We start from the raw sequence: 21,685 nt of genomic DNA, 5'->3' as shown, positions 1-21,685 counted from the left end.
CTCCCCGAGGGGGTTTCTGTGGGCTCCTCGCCTCCGTTCCGGCGGACGCGAGGAGCCCACAGTGGTCACCGCACCCTGGTCATGCCCTGGTCAGGGCCTCGGCTATGCGCTGGGTGGCCTGTGCCTGGGTGGCGTCGCGACGGGTCGGGTTGAATGAGATGACCACACGCCGCTGTTGGTCGCGGGTGGCGAACAGGGCCGAGGAATGGCCGTACCGTTCACCGGTCTTGCCCCACAGCGTGATGCCGTTGATCGTGACGGTCTGCAGGCCGGCGGAGTAGCGCGCAGGGCTGCCGTCCAGCATGCGCACCTCGTCGGGCGGCAGCGTGAACATCCGCTCCAACTGGCGGGGCGGCAGGAGTTCGTCCGAGAACAGGGCGGTCAGGAAGCGGTCCAGATCACCGGTGTGGGAGATCATCTCGCCCTCCCCCGAGGCGAGCGACTGGTCGAACGCGGTGACGTCCAGCAGGGACCCGTCCGTCATCTTCATGTAGCCGTGCGCATGGGACCCGTGAAGGCGCGGGTCGTTGCCGGGCACGGAGGTGTGCCGCAGGCCCAGCGGGCGCAGAACGCGACGGGCGATCACCTCGCCGTAGGGGCGCCCCGTCAGCCCCTCGATCAGCAGTGCCAGAAGGACGTAATTGATGCCCCGGTACTCCTGCTTGGTGCCCGGGGTGAACTTCATGGAACCGTGCGAAACCATCGCCACGATCTGGTGAGGCGTCCACCGGTCGTAGCGGTGCCGGGCGATCGACTCCGGGGTGGACAGGTCATAGGGCGGCTCCTGCTCGTCGGGGAGCCCGCTGGTGTGCTGCAGCAGCTGCCGCACCGTGACCGGTGGGCAATGCGACGGCAGCAGACCCGGGAGACACCGTTGGACCGGTGTCTCCAGCGGGAGCCGCTGTTCGGCCGCGAGCTGCAGCACCACCGTCGCCACGAACACCTTGGTGATACTGCCGATCCGGAAGGTGTCGCGCTCATGGATCGCCCGTTCGGTGTCCCGGTCGGCGACGCCGGCGGTGCCGTACCACCGCCCGGCAGAGCCGCTCACCCGCAGCTGGCAGCCGGTCAGCTGCGGATGCGCGAGGTCACCGACGGCGGCCCGCAGGGCCGGCACGTCCAGCGGAGGGACGGGCACGGGCCCGGGCCGCGGCGGACCGTCTGACGAGCGGGCCGCGGGCGGACGGGAGGAGAGGCCCGCGCGGGACCCGTTGCCACGGCGGCCACCGCACCGCACAGCGCGGGAACAGGGCCTGCCCGGACCTCCGGAACCACCGGTCAGTGGTTCAGTGGTGGGGACCCTGCCGGCCGAGGGTCTTTACGGGGGTCGCGCCGGGTCGGGTCCACTGCGGTACGGGCCGGCTGGTCGGGCCCCAGGTGGCGACGCCCTCGGCGTCCGTGCGCCAGTACCAGCAGGCCTGGCGGCCCTCGGACGGGTACCCCTCGCGGACATCGCCGATCACGGGCCTGCCCTCGGGGTTGTCCTCCCACGCCTCGCCGCGGCCGTAGGGGGTCATGTCGAGCAGGCCGAGGGACCCGTTGACCGGTTCGTTGCCGCGGCCCGTCGTGGAGTAGGTGAGGAACACGCGGTCGCCGTCGCGCAGGAAGCAGATGAGGTGTCCCATGTCTCCGCCGATCGGCGCCGCCACGCCCCGCACCGAGTACCAGGGCTGGGTGTAGCCCATGAACGCGACGTAGGACGCCACCTCGTCCCACGGGCCCGAGGTCAGGACGGCGAACGAGACGCCCCGGGCGTTGAGGTAGGCGGCGTCCTTCATGTGCCAGGCCGTGGTGGTGCAGCCCTCGCACTGCCCCTGGTGCGGCGCGCCGTCGTACCACATGTGCTGGTAGACCACGAGCTCGTCGCGCCCCTGGAACAGGTCGAGGAACGGGACCGGCCCGTCCGCGCCGGTGACCTCGACAGTGCCGTCGAGCTCGACCATCGGCAGCCGCCGCCGGGCCGCGGCGATCGCGTCGCCCTCATGGGTGTGCGCCTTCTCGCGGACCAGCAGCTCCTCGCGCGCCGCCTGCCAGGTGGCCAGGTCGACGACCGGCGGCTTACCGGGGAGATCGCTGCTCGCGTTGCCGGGCGTGGTCGTCATGGTGTCCTCCGTGGTGTCTCGTGCCGTGCGGCGTCGTACGGTGTCCTGCGACAGGTGTCCTGCGACCGGTGTCCTGCGACCGGTGTCCTGCGACCGGTGTCCTACGACCGGCGTTCTACGACGCTCACCGGAACAGACTCGCGACGCGGCCAAAACTCATCGCGGCAAAGCGGCGCCCTTCGCCGAGCCTGCACGGACCACCTCGGGCTGACAAATTCACGGAGGCGCTCTTAGACTCGGTGGATGATCTTTATTGTCGTCAAGTTCCCCGTGAAACCCGAGTACGCCGAAGAGTGGCCGCAGCACGTCGCGTCCTTCACCGGGGCCACCCGCGCCGAGCCCGGAAACCTGTGGTTCGAATGGTCCCGCAGCATCGAGGACCCGAACACCTATGTCCTGGTCGAGGCATTCAAGGACGACGCCGCCGAAGCACATGTCAACTCCGACCACTTCCGTGCCGGGATCGAGACGATGCGCCCACTGCTGCGCCGCACCCCGGACATTGTCAGCACCACCATCGAGGGTGCGGACGGCTGGAGCGCGATGGGTGAGATCACCATCGACTGAGGCCGGTCCGGGGCACACGCCTCGGTCCGTGGGCCGCGCGCCCGGCATGCGCCCCAGCCCGTGGTCCGCCCGGTAGGCACCACCGTCAGTGGCCCGCCCTGGGCACCGCACTGGACGGGAAGGCACCCGCCCGCTACGGCCGGGCAGGTGTTACCAAGTGGCTGACGAACCAGTCCCGGGCGAGGTCGGCGACCTGCTGGAGGGCCCCGCGTTCCTCGAAGAGATGGGTGGCGCCGGGAACGATCTCCAGGCGGGTCTCCGCGCGCAGCGCCGCCTCGGCCTCGCGGTTGAGGTCGATGACCAGGGGGTCGTTGCCGCCCACGATGAGCAGCGTCGGCGCCCGTACGGCGGGGAGCAGCGGTCCGGCGAGGTCGGGGCGACCGCCGCGGGAGACCACGGCACCGATGTCCGCGTCGGGGGTCGCGGCGGCCCGCAGTGCCGCCGCGGCTCCGGTGCTGGCACCGAAGTAGCCGATCGGGCAGGCGAAGCGGCCGCGCAGCCATCCGGTGGCGTCCGCCAGCCGCTCGGCGAGGGTTTCGGTGTCGAAGACGTTCGACCGGTGGGCTTCCTCCGCCGGTGTGAGCAGGTCGAAGAGCAGGGTGCCCAGGCCCGCCTCGTTCAGGGCTGCGGCAACCAGGCGGTTACGCGGGCTGTGCCGGCTGCTGCCCGAGCCATGGGCGAACATCACCACCGCCAGGGCCCCCGCGGGCACGGTGAGGTCGCCGGTGAGCCGGACCCCGGCGGCGTCGATCGCCACCTCCTCCGCCACATCCGTGTCCTCCGCCACGGCCGATGAGGCCTGTGCCGATGAGGCCTGTGCCGACGCGGACTGTGCCGATGAGGCCTGTGCCAGCAAGGAGACGACCTCGTCGTCCGGGGTCTGCGAGAAGTCCTGGTACCACTCGCCGACGGCGGAGAAGGCGAACGGGGTGGAGAGACAGACGAATTCGTCGGTCGAGCCGCGCAGCCGCTCGGCCGCGTCCGGAGGCGCCACGGGTACCGCAAGCACCACCCGGGCCGCGCCCTGCGCGCGTACCACCTCGCATGCGGCGGCCGCGGTGGCGCCGGTCGCGATCCCGTCGTCCACGACGATCGCCGTACGGCCGGCGAGGTCGAGCCGTCGCCGCCCGGCGCGGAAGCGCTCCGCCTGGCGGGTGAGCTCCGCCGCCTCGGCGTGCTCCACGGATGCCAGGTCCGCCTGGTCGAGGCGGCCGCGCCGGACGATGTCATCGCTGATCACCCGTACGCCGCCTTCACCGATGGCGCCGAAACCCAGCTCGCGCTGGTAGGGAACCCCCAGCTTGCGGACCACGATCACATCGAGCGGCGCGCCGAGCGCCCGGGCCACTTCGAAGGCCACCGGGACCCCGCCACGTGGCAGGCCCAGCACGACGGGCTCTTCCCCCTGCAGGTGCCCCAGCGATTCGGCGAGGCGGTGCCCCGCATCCGCACGGTCAGTGAACAGCACGGTGTGCACCCCCTAGCCAGGGGAGACGGTAGCTGCGTTCACACCTCACTTCGAAATAACCCCATCCGCGGGGGCTTCGCAAGTCGGGCGGCGGCAGTCCCCGGCCGTCGGCACTGCCCGGCCGGCGGCGGCCCTCGGTCATCGGGGGTGCCCGTCCACCGGCAGTGCCCGTCCACGGGTAGCGCCCGTCCACCGGCAGCGCCCGTGCACCGGCAGCGCCCGCCCCTCGGGCTGCCCGGGCAGTGCCCGCTCACCGCCCGGGAAGGCCGGATGGTGGTTACCGTCGGCGTATGAAGGGAATCGGAGCGGTCCTGATCGATATCGACGGCGTGCTCACCGTGTCCTGGAAGGCGCTGCCCGGCGCGGTGGCGGCCATGGAGCGGCTTCGTGCCGCGGGACTCCCGCTGGTGCTGGTCACCAACACCACCTCGCGGACCCGTGCCTCGGTCGCCGGGCGGCTGGCCGAAGAGGGGTTTCCCGTCGGCGCCGACGACATTCTGACCGCGCCCGCCGTCACGGCGGCCTACTTGCGCGCACACCATCCGCACGCACGCTGCCGGCTGATCAACAGCGGTGAGGTCGGGGCGGATCTGGCCGGCGTGACGCTCGTGGGGGAGGAGGCCGGTGACGAGGGCGGGGAGCCACCGGAGGTGATCGTGTTCGGCGGCGCGGGCGAGGCTTTCAGCTACCCGGCTCTCAACAGCGCCTTCCGGCAGTTGCAACGCGGTGCCCGGCTGGTCGCCATGCACCGCAATCTGTACTGGCGTACGGCGGACGGGCTCGACCTGGACACCGGGGCCTTCCTGCCGGGGCTGGAACGGGCTGCGGGGGTCGAGGCGACGGTCACCGGCAAACCGGCCGAGGCCTTCTTCGCCACCGCCCTGGCGCACGTCGGTGCCCCGGCCGCGGAAGCGCTGATGGTGGGCGACGATATCGAGTCCGATGTGCTGGCGGCCCAGCGCTGCGGGATCACCGGTGTGCTCGTCAGGACCGGCAAGTATCTGCCGGAGGCACACCGGGCGGCCGACGGCACGCCTGACCATGTGCTCGGTTCCTTCGCCGACCTGCCCGGTCTGCTCGGCCTGACGTGAAGGTGCGGGGGTGCGGGGGAGCGTGAGGGTGCGGGGAGGACGGTACGGGCGTGGCGCGTGTCGTGACGGTGCGCGTTCGACGGTTCGGTTCGGCGAAGCCGTGAAGCCGTGAAGCCGTGAGCCCGTGGACCGGTGAACGCGTGGACCGGTGCGGCCGTGGGCGGTCATTCCGTGGCGGCATCCTCGGCGCGCCGGTAGTGGAGGAGGACGACGCCGTTGCCGAAGGCCCGGGTCCCGGCGAGCCGCAGAAAGGTCGTGGCGTCCGTGGCAGGGAAGAGGGGTTTGCCCCGGCCGATGAGGACCGGATGGACGTAGACGTGGTACTCGTCGATCAGGCCGTGCGCCATGAACGCCGCGGCGAGATCGGCGCCACCGAGCGCCAGGTCTCCGCCCGGCTGCGCCTTGAGCGCCCTGATCTCCTCGGGGACGACCTCGCGCATGATGGTGGTGTTCCAGTCGGCCCGTTCCAGGGTCCGGGAGAACACAATCTTGGGTGTGTCCCGCCAGATCCCGGCAAATTCGGCCATCGGACCGGTGATTGAGGGGTCGGTGTCCGCGGTCGGCCAGAACTGCGCCATGAGCTCATGGGTGACCCGGCCGCTCATGAAGGCGCCCATCTGCCGCAACTGCTCGTTGAGGTGCCGGTGGAGCTCGTCGTCGACCTGGTGCCAGTCGATCTGGCGGTCCGGTCCCTCGATGAAGCCGTCAAGGGACACCGACATCGACAAGATGATCTTTCTCATCATGGTCCTCGCTGAAGTCCTCGGGGCCGGCGCCTCAGAAGTCCGCTGAAGTCCGCTGAAGTCCACCGGGGATCACCGGGGTTCACCGGGGTCCACCGGCCGGGGTGGCACCAGTGTGCCCGGGGCGGGCGCGGAGGGGGCCGCTGTGCGCTGCGCCGGGCGAGCCGGAAGGGCGCGCGCCGGTCACCGCGGGTCGCCGAGCAGTGCCGCGATCTCCGCGGCCGTCCAGTGCCCCTCGGCTCCCGGGCAGCCGGCAAGGTACTCGGCGGCCCGGCGCGCGCTCCATCCGTGGGAGGCGACGATGCCGGCCGCGATGTGCCGCAGGTAGGCCGCCGAGGGCGGGTTCATGGCGATGTCCTGGCTGCTCCACGGGGAGGTGAAGGTCAGCACCGGGTAACCGTCCAGCAGTCCGGCACACACCAGCGTTTCGTACCTGCCGGGTCCGGTCCGGGCCCGGCCGCGGGTCAGGACCGCCGTCAGGTCGAGATCCCGGCCGGGCTCCCGGTACATCTCCTGCGCGGCGATGTCGGAGAACTGAGATAGTGTCAGCAGATACCCCTGGGCGGGCAGTTCGGCACCGCCGGGGCCGGGATCGTAGAAGGCTCTGCCGCCGGTCCACACCTGCGATTCCGTGGCGAAGTACAGCAGTCCGGGCAGCATGACCGGTGACGTACGTGCGGGCGGGCGGGGGTCCCGGCAGCCCGGGTAGGTGCGCAGCCCGCCAGGGGGTTGCCCGCCGGCCAGATAACAGGCCAGCCGCTCGGCGTGCATGTTGGAGCCGTATGCGGCGTACCAGAGGCGGTGGACGGGGGTGAGGCGGCGGACGGCTTCGGGGGAGTGGTCGAGAGCTTCGAGGCGTGGGGGCCTGATCACGTCCTCACGCTACGCGGCCCGGACCGCCACGGCGGCGTCCGGCAAGGTCCGCGGTGCCCGGTAAGTCAGTGGTGTCCGGCAGGGGCCGCGAGTCCGGCAGCGGCAGCGGCGCCTGACAGCGGCAGCGGCGCCTGACAGGGGCAGTGGAGCGCGGCAGGGTCCCGGCGTCCGGCAGGGTCCCGGCGTCCGCGCCGGGCGTCCGTAGCACCGGCGCGGCGACGCGGTGAAGCGCAGGTGAACGGAGCGGACGGCCGGTGTGACGTGGCTTGATCGTTCCCCTGCGGGTTTTGCCGCGAGTGGTCTGGAGATGCGCACTGCACGGACAGGACCGGTCGCACAGGACCGGTCGCACAGGACCGACGGACAGGACCGGTCCGACGGACAGCCGGCGCCCGGTCATCGGCCGGGCGCCGGGGGACGGAGGCAGTGTGGCGGACGAGGTGTCAGGTCGCGAGGGCGCCGGGATACGCGGGGCAGGGGTGGCCGGCCGCCGCCCCGCGACGCCCGCTTCACCGCCGGAGGCGAGCCGGCGTCATCTGCTCGCGGCCACGGCAGCGGCGGGGCTGGGAGTGCTCACGGCGTGCGGGCCGTCCTCCTCCCGTGCGGACTCCGCACCCAAGGCATCGCCACCCGGCGGCTCCCCGGGCTCTGCCTCCGCCTCCGCCGGATCCGGCACCCCGGGCCCGTCCGGTTCCGCGACGGCGCCCCCGTCGGCCCACCCGACGAAGCGGCGCCGCCCCGAACTTCCCCGTGGTGGCAGGGAATTGTTCCCGCGCTACCGGCTGGTCGGGTTCTGTGGGCTGCCCGGGGCGGCGGCGCTCGGCCGACTGGGGACCGGTGACCCGGAACAGCGGGCCGCCCAGGCGGAGAAGGTGGCGCACCCGTACGCCGCGGGGCGCGAACCACTGCCCGTGCTCGAACTTCTGGCGACGGTGGCCAACGCCACGGCCGGCCCGGACGGCGCCTACCGCTCCCGGACACCCCCGGCCACCATCCGCCGCTTCCACCGCCTGGCCCGCGACCGGCGGGCGCTGCTGCTGCTGAACATCCAGCCGGGCCGCGCCGCGGTGCTCGACGAGGTCAAGGCGCTGCGCGACTGGCTCGTCCACCCCGATGTGGGGATCGCGCTCGACCCGGAATGGGAGATGGGCTCCGGCGAGGTGCCGGGAGACACCTACGGGCACACCGACGGCCATGAGCTGACCAAGGTGGCCCGCTACCTGTCCGGGCTGGTGCGGGCGCACGATCTGCCGCAGAAGCCGCTGGTCTTCCACCAGGTGGCCACCTCCGTCGTGGGCGAGCAGTCCGCCCTGCGGCCCCAGCCCGGCGTGGCGCTCATCAAGAGCGCCGACGGCATCGGCTCGCCGGACCTGAAGCGCGGGACCTGGCACCGGCTGGTCAAGGATCTGCCCGACGGCCTCCACACCGGTTTCAAGCTGTTCTACGAGGAGGACGCGAAGGGCAGCCGCCTGATGACACCGAAGGAGGTCCTGGCGCTGCGGCCGCAGCCGGAGTACGTGATGTACGAGTGAGCCGGCCGGCTCACTGCGCGCCCTGCCGGCGGGACCGTGCACGAGTACCGGACACGACCCGGGCCGCACGGCCGAGGACACGACCCGGGCCGCACGGCCGAGGCCACGCCCCGGGCAGGACGGCCGAGGGCCGGCCCGGGCCGGGCGCCGCGCACGCCCGCCCGGGTCGCCTCCCGCGCAGGGGTGACGGCCGCCCGGTGCGCCGGGCGGCCGTCACGGGCCGTGTCCTGTTCCGCCTGCGCGGTGCTGCCGGTGATCCTCCGTCAGTACGGGTGTTTGTCCGGCCGGTTCGTCCAGGCCGCGTACGACTCGGCGCCCATCTCGGGGTAGATCTGCTCGATCTTGATCCTGCGCTCGTCGAGCGGCCTCTTGAAGTCCTCGTACTGGAACGTGTCGTCGAAGCCGATCTTCGCGGTGTCCTCGAGGTCGCAGCTGTAGTAGACGGCGTCGATCCGCGACCAGTAGATGGCGCTCATGCACATGGGGCAGGGCGCGCCGCTGATGTAGATCGAAGTGCCCTGGAGCATCCGGGCCCGCTCGGGGACCGGGTCCGGTGACCCGGGGGGCCGCGGGACGTACTCCAGTGTGCTCTCGTTCTGACGCTCCACGGCGATGCTCGGAGCTTCGGGGTTGAGGACCTGCACGGCCTTGCGGATCGTCTCCATCTCGGCGTGCGCGGTGGGGTCGCCGGTCAGCAGCACACGGTTCTGCCCGCGGGCGACGATGTTCCCGTCCCGCGCGAGCACCGCGCCGAACGGGCCGCCCCAGCCGTTCTCCACGGATTCCGTGGCCAGGCGTACAGCCTCAGCGAGAAGTTCTTTCTGTTCCATTACGGAGTCTCCGATCGGCATCGATTCCTCTGCGGAACGGTTAGGCAAATGCCCCATTTGCCGTGTAAATCTCTTCTGTACTAGGCTACTCAAGGTGAGTGCCCGTGCAAGCCGTGATTCCGCGGCAGACATCGCCACCGTTGTGACCTCGCAGAAGGTGCGCGAAGGCCGCACCGACGAGTACCGGCGTTGGCAGGACGGAGCGAATCAGGCCGCCCGTGAATTCGAGGGTTTCGTGGACGCCGAGGTGTATTCGCCCGGCGTCGGCGAAGAAAACGAATGGGTGGCCGTATTTCGTTTTTCCGGAATGGACTGCCTGACCGCGTGGCTGGAGTCGGGCCGGCGCCGGGAATTGCTCGACGAGGCGCGCGGACTCTTCGAAGGCCCTCCGACGCAGGAAGTGCTGCAGGGCGGCAGTCCCGCACGGCCGGCTACCGACGTGGTCACGGCCGTCATCTCCCACGAGGTCAGGCCGGGACAGGAGCAGCAGTTCCTGCGCTGGCAGGAGAAGACCCTCCTGGCCCAGGAGAAGGCGCCGGGCTTCATGGGGTCCGAACTGTTCAAACCCGTGGAGGGCGTGCAGGAGCACTGGGTCGTCGTCTTCCGGTTCGACTCCCGCGAGCACCTCGACGACTGGCTCCACTCCGAGGTACGCACGAAACTGCTGGCCGAGGGGAGCAAGTACTTCACCTCGTACGACGTGCGCAAGGTCGGTTCGGCGTTCAGCGGCTGGTTCCAGTTCGACCGCAGGGGCGGTGCGCCGCCCAACTGGAAACAGGCGATGTCCGTCGTCCTGGCGCTCTATCCGACGGTGATGGTGCTCAACCTGACCGTGGGCGTCGGACTGGAAAAGCTCACCATCCGCGAGTACATCGGCCTGTTCCTGTCCAACGTACTGAGTGTCAGCGCGCTGACCTGGCTGCTGATGCCGCTGGTGAACAAGGCGCTCGCCTTCTGGCTGGTGCCCTCCCGGGCCACCGGCCGCAAGGAACAGGTGCTGGGTGTCGGGCTGGTGCTGCTCGGCTACCTGGTGTCCATCGTCGTCTTCGGTCTGATCACCCACCAGATCTGGTGAGGAGGCCACGATGTGTCCACGGGAAGCGGCAACGGCGGGGGAGGGCATCCAGGGCACGCCGGTGACGCGGGGCGAGGCCGGCTACGAGCGAGCCCGGTCCGCCGCCGTGTGGAACGAGCGCCGCCCCCAGCGGTTCCCGGAAGCCATCGTGCGCGCCGCCACGGAAGCGGACGTGGCACACACCGTCACCTACGCCCGCACCCGGGAACTGCGGATCTCGATGTACTCCGGCGGGCACAACTGGTCCGGCTCGCCGCTGCGTGACCGGGGGCTGCTGCTCGACCTCTCCGCGCTCCGGGAGTGCCGTATCGCGGCCGCGGCCGGCGACGCCCCGGCGACGGCCACGGTGGAGCCCGCCGCCACCGGTCATGAGCTCGTCGCGGCCCTCACCCCGCGGGATCTGGCGTTCCCCGTCGGCCACTGCCCCACCGTGGCGGTCGGCGGGTTCCTGCTCAGCGGCGGTCTGGGCTGGAACTCCCGGGCCTGGGGGGCGTCCTGCGCCGACGTCCTGGAGATCCGGGCCATCACCGCCGACGGCCGGACGGTCACCTGCAGCGATACCGAGAACCCCGACCTCTTCTGGGCCGCGCGGGGCGCCGGACCGGGGTTCTGCGCGGCCGTCACCCGTTTCCGCCTCGCCCTGCACCCCCACCCCGCCTCGATCATGACGACCTCCCTGACCTTCCCGCTGACCGAGGTGGCCCGGGTGACGGAGTGGGCGGAGCGGACCGCGCGCGGGCTCCCGCCGTACGTCGAAACGGCCTTCGTCCTCATGCCGGCCGGTCCACGGGCCGGCACGGCGCCGGCCGGGCCCCGGATCACGGTCGCCGCGACCGCGTTCGCCACGGCACGCAGCGAAGCCCTGCGGGCGCTGGCGCCGTTCGCCGACTGCCCCTTCGGCGAGCTCGCCGTCGACCGGCAGCCCGTCGCACCGACCTCCTTTGCCGCGCTCCACGAGGGCGCGGTGTCCGTCTGGCCACCGGCCCACCGGTATGCGGCGGACACCCTGTGGTCACCGGAGAACTACGCCACCCAGCTGACCCGTATCGCCGGTGCGGTCGCCGACGCCCCTTCCGGGAAGTCCCTGGTGCTCTCCCCGGTCCTGCCGGTCTCCGAGCACCCCGCTCTGCTGCGGAACATGGCCTTCTCCCCGCTCGGCGCGTCCTACCTCGTCTGCTACGCGATCTGGGACGACCCGGCCGACGACGAGGTCCAGGCGCGCTGGCTGCGCGAGGCGATGGCCGCCGCGGACCCGCAGGGCGACGGATTCCACTACATCGCCGAAACGGACCTGGAAGCCGACGCGGCACGGGCCCGGCGCTCGTACACCCCCGCCGCCTGGGACCGTCTGCAGGAGATCAAGGCGCAGTGGGACCCGGACAACCTCTTCCACTCGTATCTCGCCCCCTGACGCGGGGCCGGTCCGACCCGGGCGCGCACCCGCGCGGTTGCCTGCCGGCCCGGTGGCCCCCGCGCCCGGGGGAGCGGCCACGGCGCCGCGGGGGCACCATGGCCCTATGCTGCTGGCCGCTCTCGCACAGGTCTCCGCCGACGTCGCGGCGACACCGGCACGTTCGCAAAAGATCGCGCTGCTGGCCGGGCTGTTCCGGGCCGCCGCACCGCAGGACGTCCCGGTGGTCATCCCGTATCTGGCCGGGAGGCTTCCCCAGGGGCGGATCGGGATCGGCTGGAGCGTGCTGCGCGAGCCGGTCACGGCCGCGGAGCACGCCACGCTGACCGTGGGCGACGTGGATACCGCGCTGACCGGGCTGGCGCGGGTCTCGGGCACCGGGGCGCAGGACGAGCGGCGCCGCCTGGTCCGGGAGCTGCTGGCCGCGGCGACACGGGAGGAACAGCGCTTCCTGGTCGGTCTGCTCACCGGCGAGGTGCGGCAGGGCGCGCTGGACGCCATCGCGGTCGAAGGGCTCGCCGCCGCCACCGAGGTGCCCGCGGCCGATGTCCGCCGGGCCGTGATGCTGGCGGGATCCCTGCAGGACGTGGCACGGGCGCTGCTCGCCGAGGGGCCGCCGGCGCTCGCGGAGTTCCGGCTCACCGTCGGGCGGCCCGTCGGGCCGATGCTGGCGCACAGCGCCAAGACGGTGGCCGAGGCGCTGGACAAGCTCGGTGCCTGCGCGGTGGAGGAGAAGCTGGACGGCATCCGCGTCCAGGTGCACCGGGACGGGCCGGACGTCCGGATCCACACCCGCACCCTGGACGAGGTCACCGACCGGCTCCCCGAGGTCACCGCCCTGGCCCGGGAGCTGCCGGCCGACCGCTTCATCCTCGACGGCGAGGTGATCGCACTGGACGGCGAGGGCCGTCCGCTGCCCTTCCAGCGGGTCGCGGGACGGTTCGGCTCGCGGGTCGACGTCTCCGCGGCGCAGGCCGCACTGCCGCTGTCCCCGGTCTTCTTCGACATCCTCTCGGTCGACGGCCGCGACCTGCTGGAACTGCCCGGCGAGCAACGGCACGCGGAGCTGGCGCGGCTGGTGCCCGAGCGTCTTCGGGTGCGCCGCCAGGTGGTCGCCGACCCGTCCGACGCCGCGGCCCGCGCGGCCGCCGAGGACTTCTGGTCGCGGACCCTGCGCCGGGGCCACGAGGGCGTCGTGGTCAAGGCGTTGGACGCCCCCTACAGCGCGGGCCGCCGGGGCGCCGCCTGGCTGAAGGTGAAGCCCGTGCACACCCTGGACCTGGTGGTGCTCGCGGCGGAATGGGGCCACGGCCGGCGCACCGGGAAGCTGTCCAACCTCCACCTCGGGGCGCGCGGGCCGGACGGCGGATTCGTGATGCTGGGCAAGACCTTCAAGGGGCTCACCGATGCCACCCTGCGCTGGCAGACCGAGCGGCTGCGGGAACTCGCCGTGGCGGACGACGGTCACGTGGTGACGGTGCGTCCGGAGCTCGTCGTCGAGATCGCCTACGACGGCCTGCAGACGTCCACGCGCTATCCGGCGGGCGTGACCCTGCGCTTCGCCCGGGTGGTGCGCTACCGGGAGGACAAGGCGGCGGCCGAGGCCGACACCGTGGAGACGGTGCTCACCGCGCACGACGGCGGGGAGGGGTAACCGGCGTGGCGGGAAAGCGCAGTGCCGGTCTGCTGCTGTACCGGCGCACCGTGGACGGCGGCGTCGAGGTGCTGCTGGCGCACATGGGCGGGCCGTTGTGGGAACGGCGGGACGCCGCGGCGTGGTCGGTGCCCAAGGGCGAGTACCTGCCGCCGGAGGAGGCGCGGGACGCGGCCCGGCGGGAGTTCGAGGAGGAGCTGGGGCTGCCGCCCCCCGAAGGGCCCGGTGTCCTGCTGGGCGAGGCCCGCCAGGCGAGCGGCAAGGTGGTGACGGTCTGGGCCGTCGAGAGTGATCTCGACCCCGAGCGGATCGTGCCCGGCACCTTCGCCATGGAATGGCCGCGCGGATCCGGGGTGACCGGCACCTTCCCCGAGATCGACCGGGTCGCCTGGTTCACCCCGCACGAGGCGCACCGGCGCCTGGTGGCGGGCCAGCGGGTGTTCCTGGAGCGGCTGGCGGAACGGCTCAAGGGCTAGGGGTGTCCTTCCGATCTCCGTGGGCCTGCGACGATCGGAAAGACACCTGGGATCTGAGCCGGGCGCGCCGTACTCCCGGCCTCCACCACCCGCGCACCCCACGTGCCACAACCCGCCCTGGACACCGCCTTTGCCGCCGGGCAGGCTTGCGGCGGGGCCGTACCACGGGCCCCGAACGGGGGCCCTGGCAACAGGGTCATGAGCATGCCGCGGGGGCCGCATGTTGCGTCTGCACTTCGACGACCGGGACATCGCGCGGGTACAGATCGCCGCCGAGCCCGACCCACTGTGGGAAACGGTGCTCGCCCTGCACCAGCTGGTGCCGCCGGGACGCGGGGTGCCGGTGTTCGGGGCCTGGAGGGCCCGTGCGCGCCGTGAGCTGGACGAGCGGGGCCTGACCCGTGCCGCACGGCTGATCAGCATGCTGGCCCCGGCCGACGCCCGCTACTTCCCGGACTTCCTCACCCCCGACGCCGCCCGCGACGGACTGGCCGCGGGGCTGGAGGCGCTGCGGGACACCCCCCGGGTGCGGTTGACCGCGGAGTGCGCCCGGGCGGGGCTGCCGTCCCGGCTCCCGCGCTGGACCGCCGCGCTGGCCGGGGGAGACCGGCAGCTGCTCGACGAGCTGGCCGCCGCGTTCGGGCAGGTGCACCGCGCGGTGATCGCCCCCGACTGGACGGGCGCGGCCGCCACGGTCGACTGCGACCGGGGCGGCCGCACCCGCATACTCTGCCGCGGGGGCGTCGACGGCATGCTCAACACCTTCCGGCCCGCGATCCGCTGGGAGCCGCCGGTCCTGCACGTCGACTACCCGCAGGACCGCGATCTGCGCCTGGGCGGCCGCGGACTGCGGCTGATCCCCTCCCACTTCTGCTGGCGCAGACCCATCGCGCTCGCCGACCCCGGCCTCCCGCCGGTGCTGGTCTATCCCGTCCAGCACGCCACGGACTGGGCGCCGGACACCACCCGCAGCTGCCATCCGCAGGCGCTGTCCGCCCTCCTCGGCCGGACCAGGGCCCGTATCCTCGCCGCCCTGGACGCCCCGGCCACCACCGGTGAACTGGCCCGCCGCCTACGGGTCTCCGCCCCCTCGGCCAGCGAGCATGTGAGCGCACTGCGCGAGGCGAACCTGGCCCGCAGCCGGCGCGACGGGGGCTCGGTCATCCACGCCCTCACCCCGCTCGGCACGGCGCTCCTGCACGGTGAACTCGCCCCCGCCCGCCTGCCCAATTGAGAGGGGCCGAGGCAGCGCGTCGCTCAAGGGGGACTGACGGGTGCCCAGAGCCGGCCGGCGTCGCCCGAGGCCAGGCTGCCCCGGTAGATCTCGATCTTGTAGTCGATCATCTTCAGGTTCTCACGGGTCTCCGCCAGCTTGGCCAGGACATCGGCGCGGTGGGCTTCCATGAGGGCGAGCCGATCCGCCTCGTTGCCCGGTCCGGCGGCGACCAGTTCGGCGTACTGGCGGATGCCTCTGATGGGCATGCCGGTGGCGCGCAGCTTGGTGCAGATGACGATCCACTTGAGGTCGAGCTCGCGGTAGCGGCGGCGGCCGCCGCTCGTGCGGTCGACCGGGCTGATGACCAGGCCGGCCCGCTCGTAGTACCGCAGCGTGTATGCACTCACGCCGGTGCGGCGGGCCGCCTCGGCGATGGTCACGCCCTCCGCGGGCACCGCGCCGGGGCGCGCCTTCGGTTCGGCGGCACCGGATGCTGAGTGCTGCTTGATTTCGAGCACGCTCTAAATCCTAACGTCGGGCCATGAGTTCATCCGTGCTTTCCCCCGCGGCGGCTGCCGCACTGAGTCCGCGCCGCAAGTCCCTGGTGCTCGCGATCTGCTGCGTGAGCATCGTCGTCGTGGTGATGGACATTTCCATCGTCAATGTCGCGCTTCCCAGTATGGGCCGCGACCTGCACGCCTCCGAATCCGGCCGTCAGTGGGCGGTCGACGCCTACACCCTGGTGCTGGCCGCGTTCCTCGTCCTGGCCGGAGCCACCGCCGACCGGTTCGGCCGGCGGCGTGTCTTCCAGGCCGGTCTCGCGGCCTTCGGCCTCGGGTCGGTGCTGTGCGGACTGGCGCCGGACATCGGCTGGCTGATCGCGGCGCGTGCGCTGCAAGCCGTCGGCGGGACCATGCTCAATCCGGTGGCCATGGCGATCGTCGCGAACACGTTCACCGGGGCCGCCGAACGGGCACGGGCCATCGGGGTCTTCGCCTCGATGTCCGGCCTGGCGCTGGCGCTGGGACCGACCCTCGGCGGCGGGCTGGTCGACGCCCTCGGTTGGCGGTCGGTCTTCTGGATCAACGTCCCGATCGTGGCCGTGACGATCGTGTGCGCCGCGCTGTTCGTACCCGAGTCCCGTGCCGAACGGGCCCGCCGGTTCGACCCTGTCGGGCAGGTACTGATGGTCTTGGTCCTGGGCGGTGTCGTCTACGCGGTCATCGAGTCCGGCGCGCTCGGCTGGACCTCGCCGGTCATCCTCGGGCTGCTCGCCGTCGCCGCGTTCGGCGTGGTGGGCCTCCTCGGATACGAACCGCGCCGCGCCGACCCGCTGCTGGAACTGCGCCTCTTCCGCAGCGTGCCGTTCAGCTCCGCGATGGTGATGGCGCTGTTCGCACTGTGCGGCTTCGGCGCGTTCCTGTTCGTGACCACCCAGTACCTTCAGGACGTGCGCGGTCTGTCACCGGTGGCGGCGGGACTGTGCCTGCTCCCGGTCGGGCTGCCGGTCCTGGTGGTGGCGCCGCTCACCGGGCGCGTGGTCGGCGCGCGCGGTCCGCTGTTTCCGCTGGTGGTGGCAGGGATGGCGCTGGCCCTCGGCGGCGGCATGTCGCTGTGGCTCGGCCCGGAGACTCCGCTGCCGGCCGTGCTGGCGGTTCACCTCCTGTTCGGCGTCTTCCTCGGCGCGGTCAACCCGCCGATCACCAACGCGGCGCTCTCCGGGATGCCCCGCTCGATGGCCGGGCTGGCCGGCTCGCTGGCTTCCACCGGCCGTCAGATCGGCACCGCACTGGGCGTCGCGGTCTCCGGCACTCTCATCGGCCCGCGGATCGCGCATGGCGGAAGGGCGTTCACGGGCGCGGCGCACCGTGTCTGGTGGATGCTCGTCGCACTCGGCGCGGGCATCGTCCTCCTCGCTGCCGTCAGTTCCAGTCCTCGTGCCCGCGCCACGGCCGTACGCGCGGGCACGAGGACCGATTCCCGCACGTGAGCTGGGAGTTGCGCGTGGCGTCGCAGAGGATGGAGTGGGTGGGGGGCCCGCTACTGGCGGGCCAGGGAGCGGGTGATGCCCGTCGCGCTCGTCGTGGCCAGCGTCCAGCCCGTGACGACCAGCCGAGGGGGAACGCCTGCCAGACACGGCGTTCCGCTGGGGTGAGCCTGGTGATCTCCACCGCCGGATGCTGTCGCGCGGGTGCAGGAACTGTCAACCAACGGCTGTGCGGCCAGGATTGCCGCATGTCCCCGCGTCTGTCTCCGAGTTGGCGCCCGCCCCGCCCCCGGGGCGGCCCCCGAGGACCGCCCCGGGCTCCGCTCAGGGCCGTACGACGATCTTCCTCCCCTCGCCGGCCCGGAAGCGGGCCAGCGCCTCGGCGTAGTGGTCCAGCGGGAGGCGGTCGCTGATGAAGACCTCCGGGTCCAGGGCGCCGGCCCCGAAGAGCTCCGCGGCGCGTTCGTAGCTGTGCAGCACGGCCATCGAGCCGGTGATGGTGATCTCCTGGTTGTAGATGCGGTAGGGCTCGATGGTGGCGCGCGCCGCGTAGTCGGCGACGCCGAACTGGAGGTAGGTGCCGCCCTTGCCGACCCGTCCCAGGGCGTCCTGGATGGCGTGCTCGTTGCCGGTGGCGTCGATGACCACGTCCCAGCCGCGCGGGCGGTCCAGCTCGTCGGCGGAACCGGCCGCGTTGCTGCAGCCCAGGGTGCGGGCGGTGGCCAGCCGCGCGGGGTTGATGTCGACCACATCGACCCCGGCAGCGCCGGTGCGCTTGGCGAGTTCGAGCATCATCAGGCCCATCGTGCCCGAGCCGTAGATCAGGACACTGGTGCCCAGTTGTGCCGAGCGCAGGATGTCGTAGCCGCGTACGGCGCAGGACAGCGGCTCGATCAGGGCCGCGTCCTCGGTACGGACGTGATCGGGCAGCTTGACGCAGTTCGCGACCGGGGCGACGGCGAACTCGGCGGCGCCGCCCGCCGTGGTCACCCCGATGGCAGCCCATCGCTCACAGAGGTTGTTGCGGCCGATGCGGCAGTAGTGGCACTCGTGGCAGTAGAGGGAGGGGTCGACAGCCACCCGGTCGCCCTCGGTGAGTTCGGTGACCGCGCTGCCCCGTGCCACGACCGTACCGGCGAACTCATGACCCGGCACGACGGGCAGCGTGGGCGCGAACTCGCCCTGGAGGATGTGCAGATCGGTGCCGCACAGCCCGCAGGCGGCGACGGAGACCACGACCTCGCGGGGGCCCGGCGCCGGGTCCTCGACGGTGGTGACCTCGACCTTGCCGGGGGCGCTGATCACTGCGGCTTTCATTTCACGGCTCCAAGCGACAGGCCCTGGACCAGTTTGTCCTGGGCGGCGAACCCGGCGATGAGCACCGGGAGGGAGATGACGGTGGCGGCGGCGCACACCTTGGCCAGGAACAGGCCCTGGCTGGTCACGAGTCCGGTCAGGAACACCGGCGAGGTACCGGCCACGACGCCGGTCAGGACCCGGGCGAACAGCAGCTCGTTCCAGCTGAAGATGAAGGAGATCAGGGCCGTTGCCGCGATCCCCGGCATCGCGACCGGCGCGACGATCCGGGTCAGGGTGGTGGTCAGCCCCGCCCCGTCGATCGAGGCGGCCTCCAGCATCTCCACCGGAACCTCGGCGAGGAACGAGCGCATCATCCACACCGCGATCGGCAGGTTCATCGAGGTGTAGAGGATGACCAGCAGCCAGATGCTGTCGAGCATCCCGGTGTTCTGCGCGACGAGGTAGACCGGCAGCAGCCCGGCCACCAGCGGCAGCATCTTGGTGGAGAGGAAGAAGAAGAGCACATCGCTCCACTTGCGCACCGGTTTGATGGCCAGGGCGTAGGCGGCGGGCACCGCCAGCAGCAGCACCAGCAGGGTGGAGACGACGGAGGCGGTCAGCGAGTTGATCAGCGGGGGCCAGGGGCTGACACCGCCACCCGTCGCCCCGAAGAACTCGCGGTAGCCGTGCAGGCTGATCCCGGCGCCGACACTGGGCGGGTTGGTCGCCGCGTCCGTCTCGCTGTGGAAGGAGGTCAGCACCATCCAGGCGACGGGCAGGAAGAAGGCGAGGCCGCACAGCCAGGCCGCCAGGCCCAGCAGGCTGCCGGTACGCCGACGGCGCCGCGCGGCGGGCGGCCCGGCGAGGCCGCGGGCCCGGGACGGTGTGGACAGGGTGGTCATGACGTGACCTCCTCGCGCAGCAGGGACGACACGGTGCGCAGTGCGAAGGTCGCCACCAGCAGCGAACACAGCACCACGACCACGCCCTGCGCGGACGCCCGTCCGTAATCATGGGACTGGTAGACGGTCTGGTAGATGGTGTACGGAAGGTTGGCGGTGCCCAGGCCGCCGGACGTGATGGTGAACACCGCGTCGAAGTTCTGCACCACGTACACCGTGCCCAGCAGCGCGGCCAGTTCGAGGTAGCGGCGCAGATGCGGCAGGGTCAGATAGCGGAAGATGTCGAAGGCGGAGGCACCGTCCATCCGTGCCGCCTCGACGGCGTCCGACGCCCGGCTCTGCAGCCCGGCCAGCAGGATCAGCATCATGAACGGCGTCCACTGCCAGATCAGCGATGCCTCCACCGCGGCCAGCGGCGAGTCGGTCATCCAGTCCGGCTGCGGCGGATGCTCGCTGCCGAACAGCCGCCATATCCAGGTCAGCGAGCCGTTGAGCAGCCCGTACGAGGCGTTGTACAGCGCATGCTTCCACAGCAGCGCGGAGGCGACCGGCACGATGAGGAACGGCGTGATGAGCAGGGTGCGGACGATGCCGCGCCCGCGGAAGCCACGGTCGAGCAGCAGCGCCAGGCCGAGCCCGAGCAGCAGGCTGACCAGCACCACGGTCACGGTCAGCAGCACCGTGGTGCCCACCGAGGCCCGCATCGCCGGGTCGGTGAACACCGCGCGGTAGTTGTCGAGAGCGGCGAAGCCGCGGTTGTCCGGGGCCAGTGCGTTCCAGCGGGTGAAGGAGATCACCACGGTGGCCAGGAACGGGAGTTGGGTGACGACGACGAGGAAGACCAGCGCGGGGAGCAGCGGCGCGCGCCGGGCCCAGTTCTTGGCCCGCTCGGTGCGGCGGGCGCGGGCGTCCGTACCGCCGGCGCGGCGCGCGACGGCCGCGTCGGCCGTGGGGGCCGGTTCAGTGGTGCGTGTAGGCATCGGACACCTCCTGCGCGAGCCGCCGGCTCTTCTTCAGGGCCTCGGGCACGCTCTGCTTGCCGGCGATGGCCGCGCTGATCTCGGTCGAGACCTTGGTCCCCAGGTCGGCGAACTCGGGGATGCCGACAAACTGGATCCCGGGGGCGGGCCGCGGCTGTACGCCGGGGTCGCCGGGCCGGGCCGAGCTGATCGCACGCTCGGTCGGGCCGGCGAACGCCCCGGCCTCCTTGGCGTACTCGGGGTTGCGGTAGAGGGAGGCCCGCTTGCCGCCGGGCACCCTCGACCAGCCCAGTTCGCGGCCCACCAGCCGCTCGTAGCCCTTGCCCGAGGCCCAGCGGATGAACCGCCAGGCCGCGTCCTGGTGCGTACTGGCCTTCTGCACGCCCCACGCCCAGGTGAAGAGCCAGCCCGCGTCACGGGTCCGCTCCACCGGGGCCGGTGCGTAGCCGACCTTGCCCGCGACCTTGGATCCGCCGCTCTCCAGCGATCCGGCGCCGGCCGTCGCGTCGTACCACATGGCGACCTTGCCCTGCTGCATGTCGTTGAGGCATTCGGTGTAGCCGGCCTGCGGGGCGCCCGCCTGGCCGTGTGCCCGCACCAGACCGACGTAGAACCGGGTGGCCTTGGTGAACTCGGGGCTGTCGACCTGCTGCTGCCAGTCCTTGGCGAACCAGGTGCCGCCGAAGGTGTTGACGACGGTGGTCAGCGGGGCCGCCAGCTGGCCCCAGCCGGGCTGGCCGCGCAGACAGATGCCCTTCAGCCCCTTGCGGGAGCCGTCCAGCTTGGCGGCCAGTGCGGCGACCTGGTGCCAGGTGGGCCGGGCGGGCATGGTCACCCCGGCGGCCTTGAGGAGGTCCTTGCGGTACATCAGGAAGGACGACTCGCCGTAGAAGGGCTCCGCATAGACCTTGCCGTCGGCGGTGAGGGAGGAGCGGACCGGCTTGAGGATGTCGCCCTGGTCGAAGGTGCGGTCCTTGGCGGCCCGTTCACCGAGCGGGGCGAGCCAGCCGTTGCGGGCGTAGATGGGCGTCTCGTAGTTGCTCACGCTGGCCACGTCGTACTGCCCGGCCTGGCTGGAGAAGTCCTGGCTCATCTTGTCGCGCAGATCGCCCTCCGGCAGCACGGTGAAGTGGACCTTGATGCCGGTCTCCTTGGTGAAGTGCTCGGCGGTGAGCCGCTGCAGATCCACCATCTGCGGGTTGTTGACCATCAAGACGTTGATGGTGTGACGGCTGTCGTTGCCCGCATCGCCGGCGCCGCGATAGCAGCCGGTGGTGGACACCGCCAGGGCGGCGGCGACGGCGAGGGCGGTCAGCACTCGGGAGCGGCCGCCGCGGCCTGGTCCGGGGGATCTTGCTCTCACGGCTCGTGCCTTTCTGGGGGGACGGGGAGGGGGACGAGGAGAGGAGGGGAACGGGGGAGGGGAGGGGACGAGGGGACGGGGGGAGGGGACAGGGACGAGGGGCGGTGACGGCGGAC

At 72.0% G+C, this 21,685-nt stretch carries 20 protein-coding genes; 9 read left to right on the top strand and 11 right to left on the bottom strand.

Features of this window, described 5'->3' with window-relative positions:
* Nucleotides 1-79: 79 nt before the first annotated feature.
* Both ACGFR7_RS12460 and ACGFR7_RS12455 read right to left on the bottom strand, forming a co-directional pair.
* Nucleotides 80-1,138, bottom strand: a complete 1,059-nt coding sequence (locus tag ACGFR7_RS12460) for a serine hydrolase domain-containing protein (RefSeq protein ID WP_393316905.1) — start codon at nt 1,136-1,138, stop codon at nt 80-82.
* Between the two features lie 148 nt (nt 1,139-1,286).
* Nucleotides 1,287-2,102, bottom strand: a complete 816-nt coding sequence (locus ACGFR7_RS12455; protein ID WP_393316902.1) for a DUF899 domain-containing protein — start codon at nt 2,100-2,102, stop codon at nt 1,287-1,289.
* A 243-nt stretch (nt 2,103-2,345) separates the two neighbouring features.
* Here ACGFR7_RS12455 and ACGFR7_RS12450 point away from each other — a divergent pair, with 243 nt between their 5' ends.
* Nucleotides 2,346-2,669 carry a putative quinol monooxygenase gene (locus ACGFR7_RS12450; RefSeq protein ID WP_393316900.1) on the top strand — a complete coding sequence of 108 codons (324 nt, stop codon included), beginning with the start codon at nt 2,346-2,348 and terminating at the stop codon, nt 2,667-2,669.
* 133 nt (nt 2,670-2,802) lie between these two features.
* Here ACGFR7_RS12450 and ACGFR7_RS12445 read toward each other — a convergent pair whose 3' ends face one another.
* Entirely contained in the window at nt 2,803-4,137 is a 1,335-nt protein-coding gene (locus tag ACGFR7_RS12445) for a phosphoribosyltransferase family protein (RefSeq protein WP_393316897.1), read from the bottom strand.
* 290 nt (nt 4,138-4,427) lie between these two features.
* On the opposite strand from ACGFR7_RS12445, the gene ACGFR7_RS12440 reads away from it, so the two are divergent.
* Complete coding sequence (locus tag ACGFR7_RS12440) at nt 4,428-5,228, top strand: HAD-IIA family hydrolase (protein ID WP_393316895.1); 801 nt, start codon at nt 4,428-4,430, stop codon at nt 5,226-5,228.
* 164 nt (nt 5,229-5,392) lie between these two features.
* Here ACGFR7_RS12440 and ACGFR7_RS12435 read toward each other — a convergent pair whose 3' ends face one another.
* Entirely contained in the window at nt 5,393-5,971 is a 579-nt protein-coding gene (locus ACGFR7_RS12435) for a dihydrofolate reductase family protein (RefSeq protein ID WP_393316893.1), read from the bottom strand.
* A 183-nt stretch (nt 5,972-6,154) separates the two neighbouring features.
* Nucleotides 6,155-6,844 carry a histone deacetylase gene (locus tag ACGFR7_RS12430; protein ID WP_393316890.1) on the bottom strand — a complete coding sequence of 230 codons (690 nt, stop codon included), beginning with the start codon at nt 6,842-6,844 and terminating at the stop codon, nt 6,155-6,157.
* 428 nt (nt 6,845-7,272) lie between these two features.
* Here ACGFR7_RS12430 and ACGFR7_RS12425 point away from each other — a divergent pair, with 428 nt between their 5' ends.
* Nucleotides 7,273-8,376, top strand: coding sequence for a hypothetical protein (locus tag ACGFR7_RS12425; protein ID WP_393316887.1), 1,104 nt, complete (start codon nt 7,273-7,275; stop codon nt 8,374-8,376).
* Nucleotides 8,377-8,639: 263 nt separating this feature from the next.
* On the opposite strand, the gene ACGFR7_RS12420 is transcribed toward ACGFR7_RS12425, so the two are convergent.
* Nucleotides 8,640-9,206 (bottom strand): nucleoside deaminase, encoded by a 567-nt coding sequence (locus ACGFR7_RS12420; RefSeq protein ID WP_393316884.1) that lies wholly within the window; start codon nt 9,204-9,206, stop codon nt 8,640-8,642.
* A gap of 94 nt (nt 9,207-9,300) precedes the next feature.
* Here ACGFR7_RS12420 and ACGFR7_RS12415 point away from each other — a divergent pair, with 94 nt between their 5' ends.
* From ACGFR7_RS12415 to ACGFR7_RS12395, 5 genes are all read left to right on the top strand, one after another.
* Entirely contained in the window at nt 9,301-10,281 is a 981-nt protein-coding gene (locus tag ACGFR7_RS12415) for an antibiotic biosynthesis monooxygenase (RefSeq protein WP_393316881.1), read from the top strand.
* Nucleotides 10,282-10,291: 10 nt separating this feature from the next.
* Nucleotides 10,292-11,692, top strand: coding sequence for an FAD-binding oxidoreductase (locus ACGFR7_RS12410; RefSeq protein WP_393316878.1), 1,401 nt, complete (start codon nt 10,292-10,294; stop codon nt 11,690-11,692).
* A 106-nt stretch (nt 11,693-11,798) separates the two neighbouring features.
* Nucleotides 11,799-13,346: an ATP-dependent DNA ligase gene (locus ACGFR7_RS12405; RefSeq protein ID WP_393316875.1), complete on the top strand. Its 1,548-nt coding sequence runs from the start codon at nt 11,799-11,801 to the stop codon at nt 13,344-13,346.
* Nucleotides 13,347-13,351: 5 nt separating this feature from the next.
* Nucleotides 13,352-13,822, top strand: a complete 471-nt coding sequence (locus tag ACGFR7_RS12400) for an NUDIX domain-containing protein (RefSeq protein ID WP_393316873.1) — start codon at nt 13,352-13,354, stop codon at nt 13,820-13,822.
* Between the two features lie 220 nt (nt 13,823-14,042).
* On the top strand, nt 14,043-15,056 hold the full coding sequence (locus ACGFR7_RS12395) for a winged helix-turn-helix domain-containing protein (protein ID WP_393316870.1): 1,014 nt from the start codon (nt 14,043-14,045) through the stop codon (nt 15,054-15,056).
* Between the two features lie 23 nt (nt 15,057-15,079).
* Here the strand turns inward: ACGFR7_RS12395 and ACGFR7_RS12390 are convergent, their stop codons facing one another.
* Nucleotides 15,080-15,556, bottom strand: coding sequence for a MerR family transcriptional regulator (locus ACGFR7_RS12390; protein ID WP_393316868.1), 477 nt, complete (start codon nt 15,554-15,556; stop codon nt 15,080-15,082).
* Nucleotides 15,557-15,579: 23 nt separating this feature from the next.
* Between ACGFR7_RS12390 and ACGFR7_RS12385 the strand changes: the two genes are divergently transcribed.
* A complete protein-coding gene (locus ACGFR7_RS12385) occupies nt 15,580-17,028 on the top strand; it encodes a DHA2 family efflux MFS transporter permease subunit (RefSeq protein WP_393316865.1) in 1,449 nt (482 codons plus the stop codon).
* A gap of 321 nt (nt 17,029-17,349) precedes the next feature.
* Here ACGFR7_RS12385 and ACGFR7_RS12380 read toward each other — a convergent pair whose 3' ends face one another.
* Genes ACGFR7_RS12380 through ACGFR7_RS12365 form a run of 4 tightly spaced genes read right to left on the bottom strand, consistent with a single transcriptional unit; the run spans nt 17,350 to nt 21,569 of the window.
* Nucleotides 17,350-18,342, bottom strand: a complete 993-nt coding sequence (locus ACGFR7_RS12380) for a zinc-dependent alcohol dehydrogenase family protein (protein WP_393316862.1) — start codon at nt 18,340-18,342, stop codon at nt 17,350-17,352.
* Nucleotides 18,339-19,226 carry a carbohydrate ABC transporter permease gene (locus ACGFR7_RS12375; protein ID WP_393316859.1) on the bottom strand — a complete coding sequence of 296 codons (888 nt, stop codon included), beginning with the start codon at nt 19,224-19,226 and terminating at the stop codon, nt 18,339-18,341. Before ACGFR7_RS12375 ends, ACGFR7_RS12380 begins: the two co-directional genes overlap by 4 nt.
* Nucleotides 19,223-20,206 carry a carbohydrate ABC transporter permease gene (locus tag ACGFR7_RS12370; RefSeq protein ID WP_393316857.1) on the bottom strand — a complete coding sequence of 328 codons (984 nt, stop codon included), beginning with the start codon at nt 20,204-20,206 and terminating at the stop codon, nt 19,223-19,225. The genes ACGFR7_RS12375 and ACGFR7_RS12370 overlap by 4 nt, the downstream gene beginning before the upstream one ends.
* Nucleotides 20,187-21,569: an ABC transporter substrate-binding protein gene (locus tag ACGFR7_RS12365; RefSeq protein ID WP_393316854.1), complete on the bottom strand. Its 1,383-nt coding sequence runs from the start codon at nt 21,567-21,569 to the stop codon at nt 20,187-20,189. Before ACGFR7_RS12365 ends, ACGFR7_RS12370 begins: the two co-directional genes overlap by 20 nt.
* Nucleotides 21,570-21,685: the final 116 nt, after the last annotated feature.

The organism is Streptomyces sp. NPDC048516 (assembly GCF_043199875.1).
GTDB lineage: Bacteria > Actinomycetota > Actinomycetes > Streptomycetales > Streptomycetaceae > Streptomyces.
The sequence above is the reverse complement of the archived record's forward strand: the minus strand, read 5'-3'. Positions and strand labels throughout refer to the sequence as shown.

Excerpts from the sequence above, each read along its gene's own strand:
- ACGFR7_RS12410 (WP_393316878.1), top strand. The coding sequence starts at position 10,292 with ATGTGTCCACGGGAAGCGGCAACGGCGGGGGAGGGCATCCAGGGCACG.
- ACGFR7_RS12380 (WP_393316862.1), bottom strand. The coding sequence starts at position 18,342 with ATGAAAGCCGCAGTGATCAGCGCCCCCGGCAAGGTCGAGGTCACCACC.
- ACGFR7_RS12370 (WP_393316857.1), bottom strand. The coding sequence starts at position 20,206 with ATGCCTACACGCACCACTGAACCGGCCCCCACGGCCGACGCGGCCGTC.
- ACGFR7_RS12440 (WP_393316895.1), top strand. The coding sequence starts at position 4,428 with ATGAAGGGAATCGGAGCGGTCCTGATCGATATCGACGGCGTGCTCACC.
- ACGFR7_RS12395 (WP_393316870.1), top strand. The coding sequence starts at position 14,043 with ATGTTGCGTCTGCACTTCGACGACCGGGACATCGCGCGGGTACAGATC.
- ACGFR7_RS12435 (WP_393316893.1), bottom strand. The coding sequence starts at position 5,971 with ATGAGAAAGATCATCTTGTCGATGTCGGTGTCCCTTGACGGCTTCATC.
- ACGFR7_RS12405 (WP_393316875.1), top strand. The coding sequence starts at position 11,799 with ATGCTGCTGGCCGCTCTCGCACAGGTCTCCGCCGACGTCGCGGCGACA.
- ACGFR7_RS12450 (WP_393316900.1), top strand. The coding sequence starts at position 2,346 with ATGATCTTTATTGTCGTCAAGTTCCCCGTGAAACCCGAGTACGCCGAA.
- ACGFR7_RS12420 (WP_393316884.1), bottom strand. The coding sequence starts at position 9,206 with ATGGAACAGAAAGAACTTCTCGCTGAGGCTGTACGCCTGGCCACGGAA.
- ACGFR7_RS12385 (WP_393316865.1), top strand. The coding sequence starts at position 15,580 with ATGAGTTCATCCGTGCTTTCCCCCGCGGCGGCTGCCGCACTGAGTCCG.
- ACGFR7_RS12375 (WP_393316859.1), bottom strand. The coding sequence starts at position 19,226 with ATGACCACCCTGTCCACACCGTCCCGGGCCCGCGGCCTCGCCGGGCCG.
- ACGFR7_RS12455 (WP_393316902.1), bottom strand. The coding sequence starts at position 2,102 with ATGACGACCACGCCCGGCAACGCGAGCAGCGATCTCCCCGGTAAGCCG.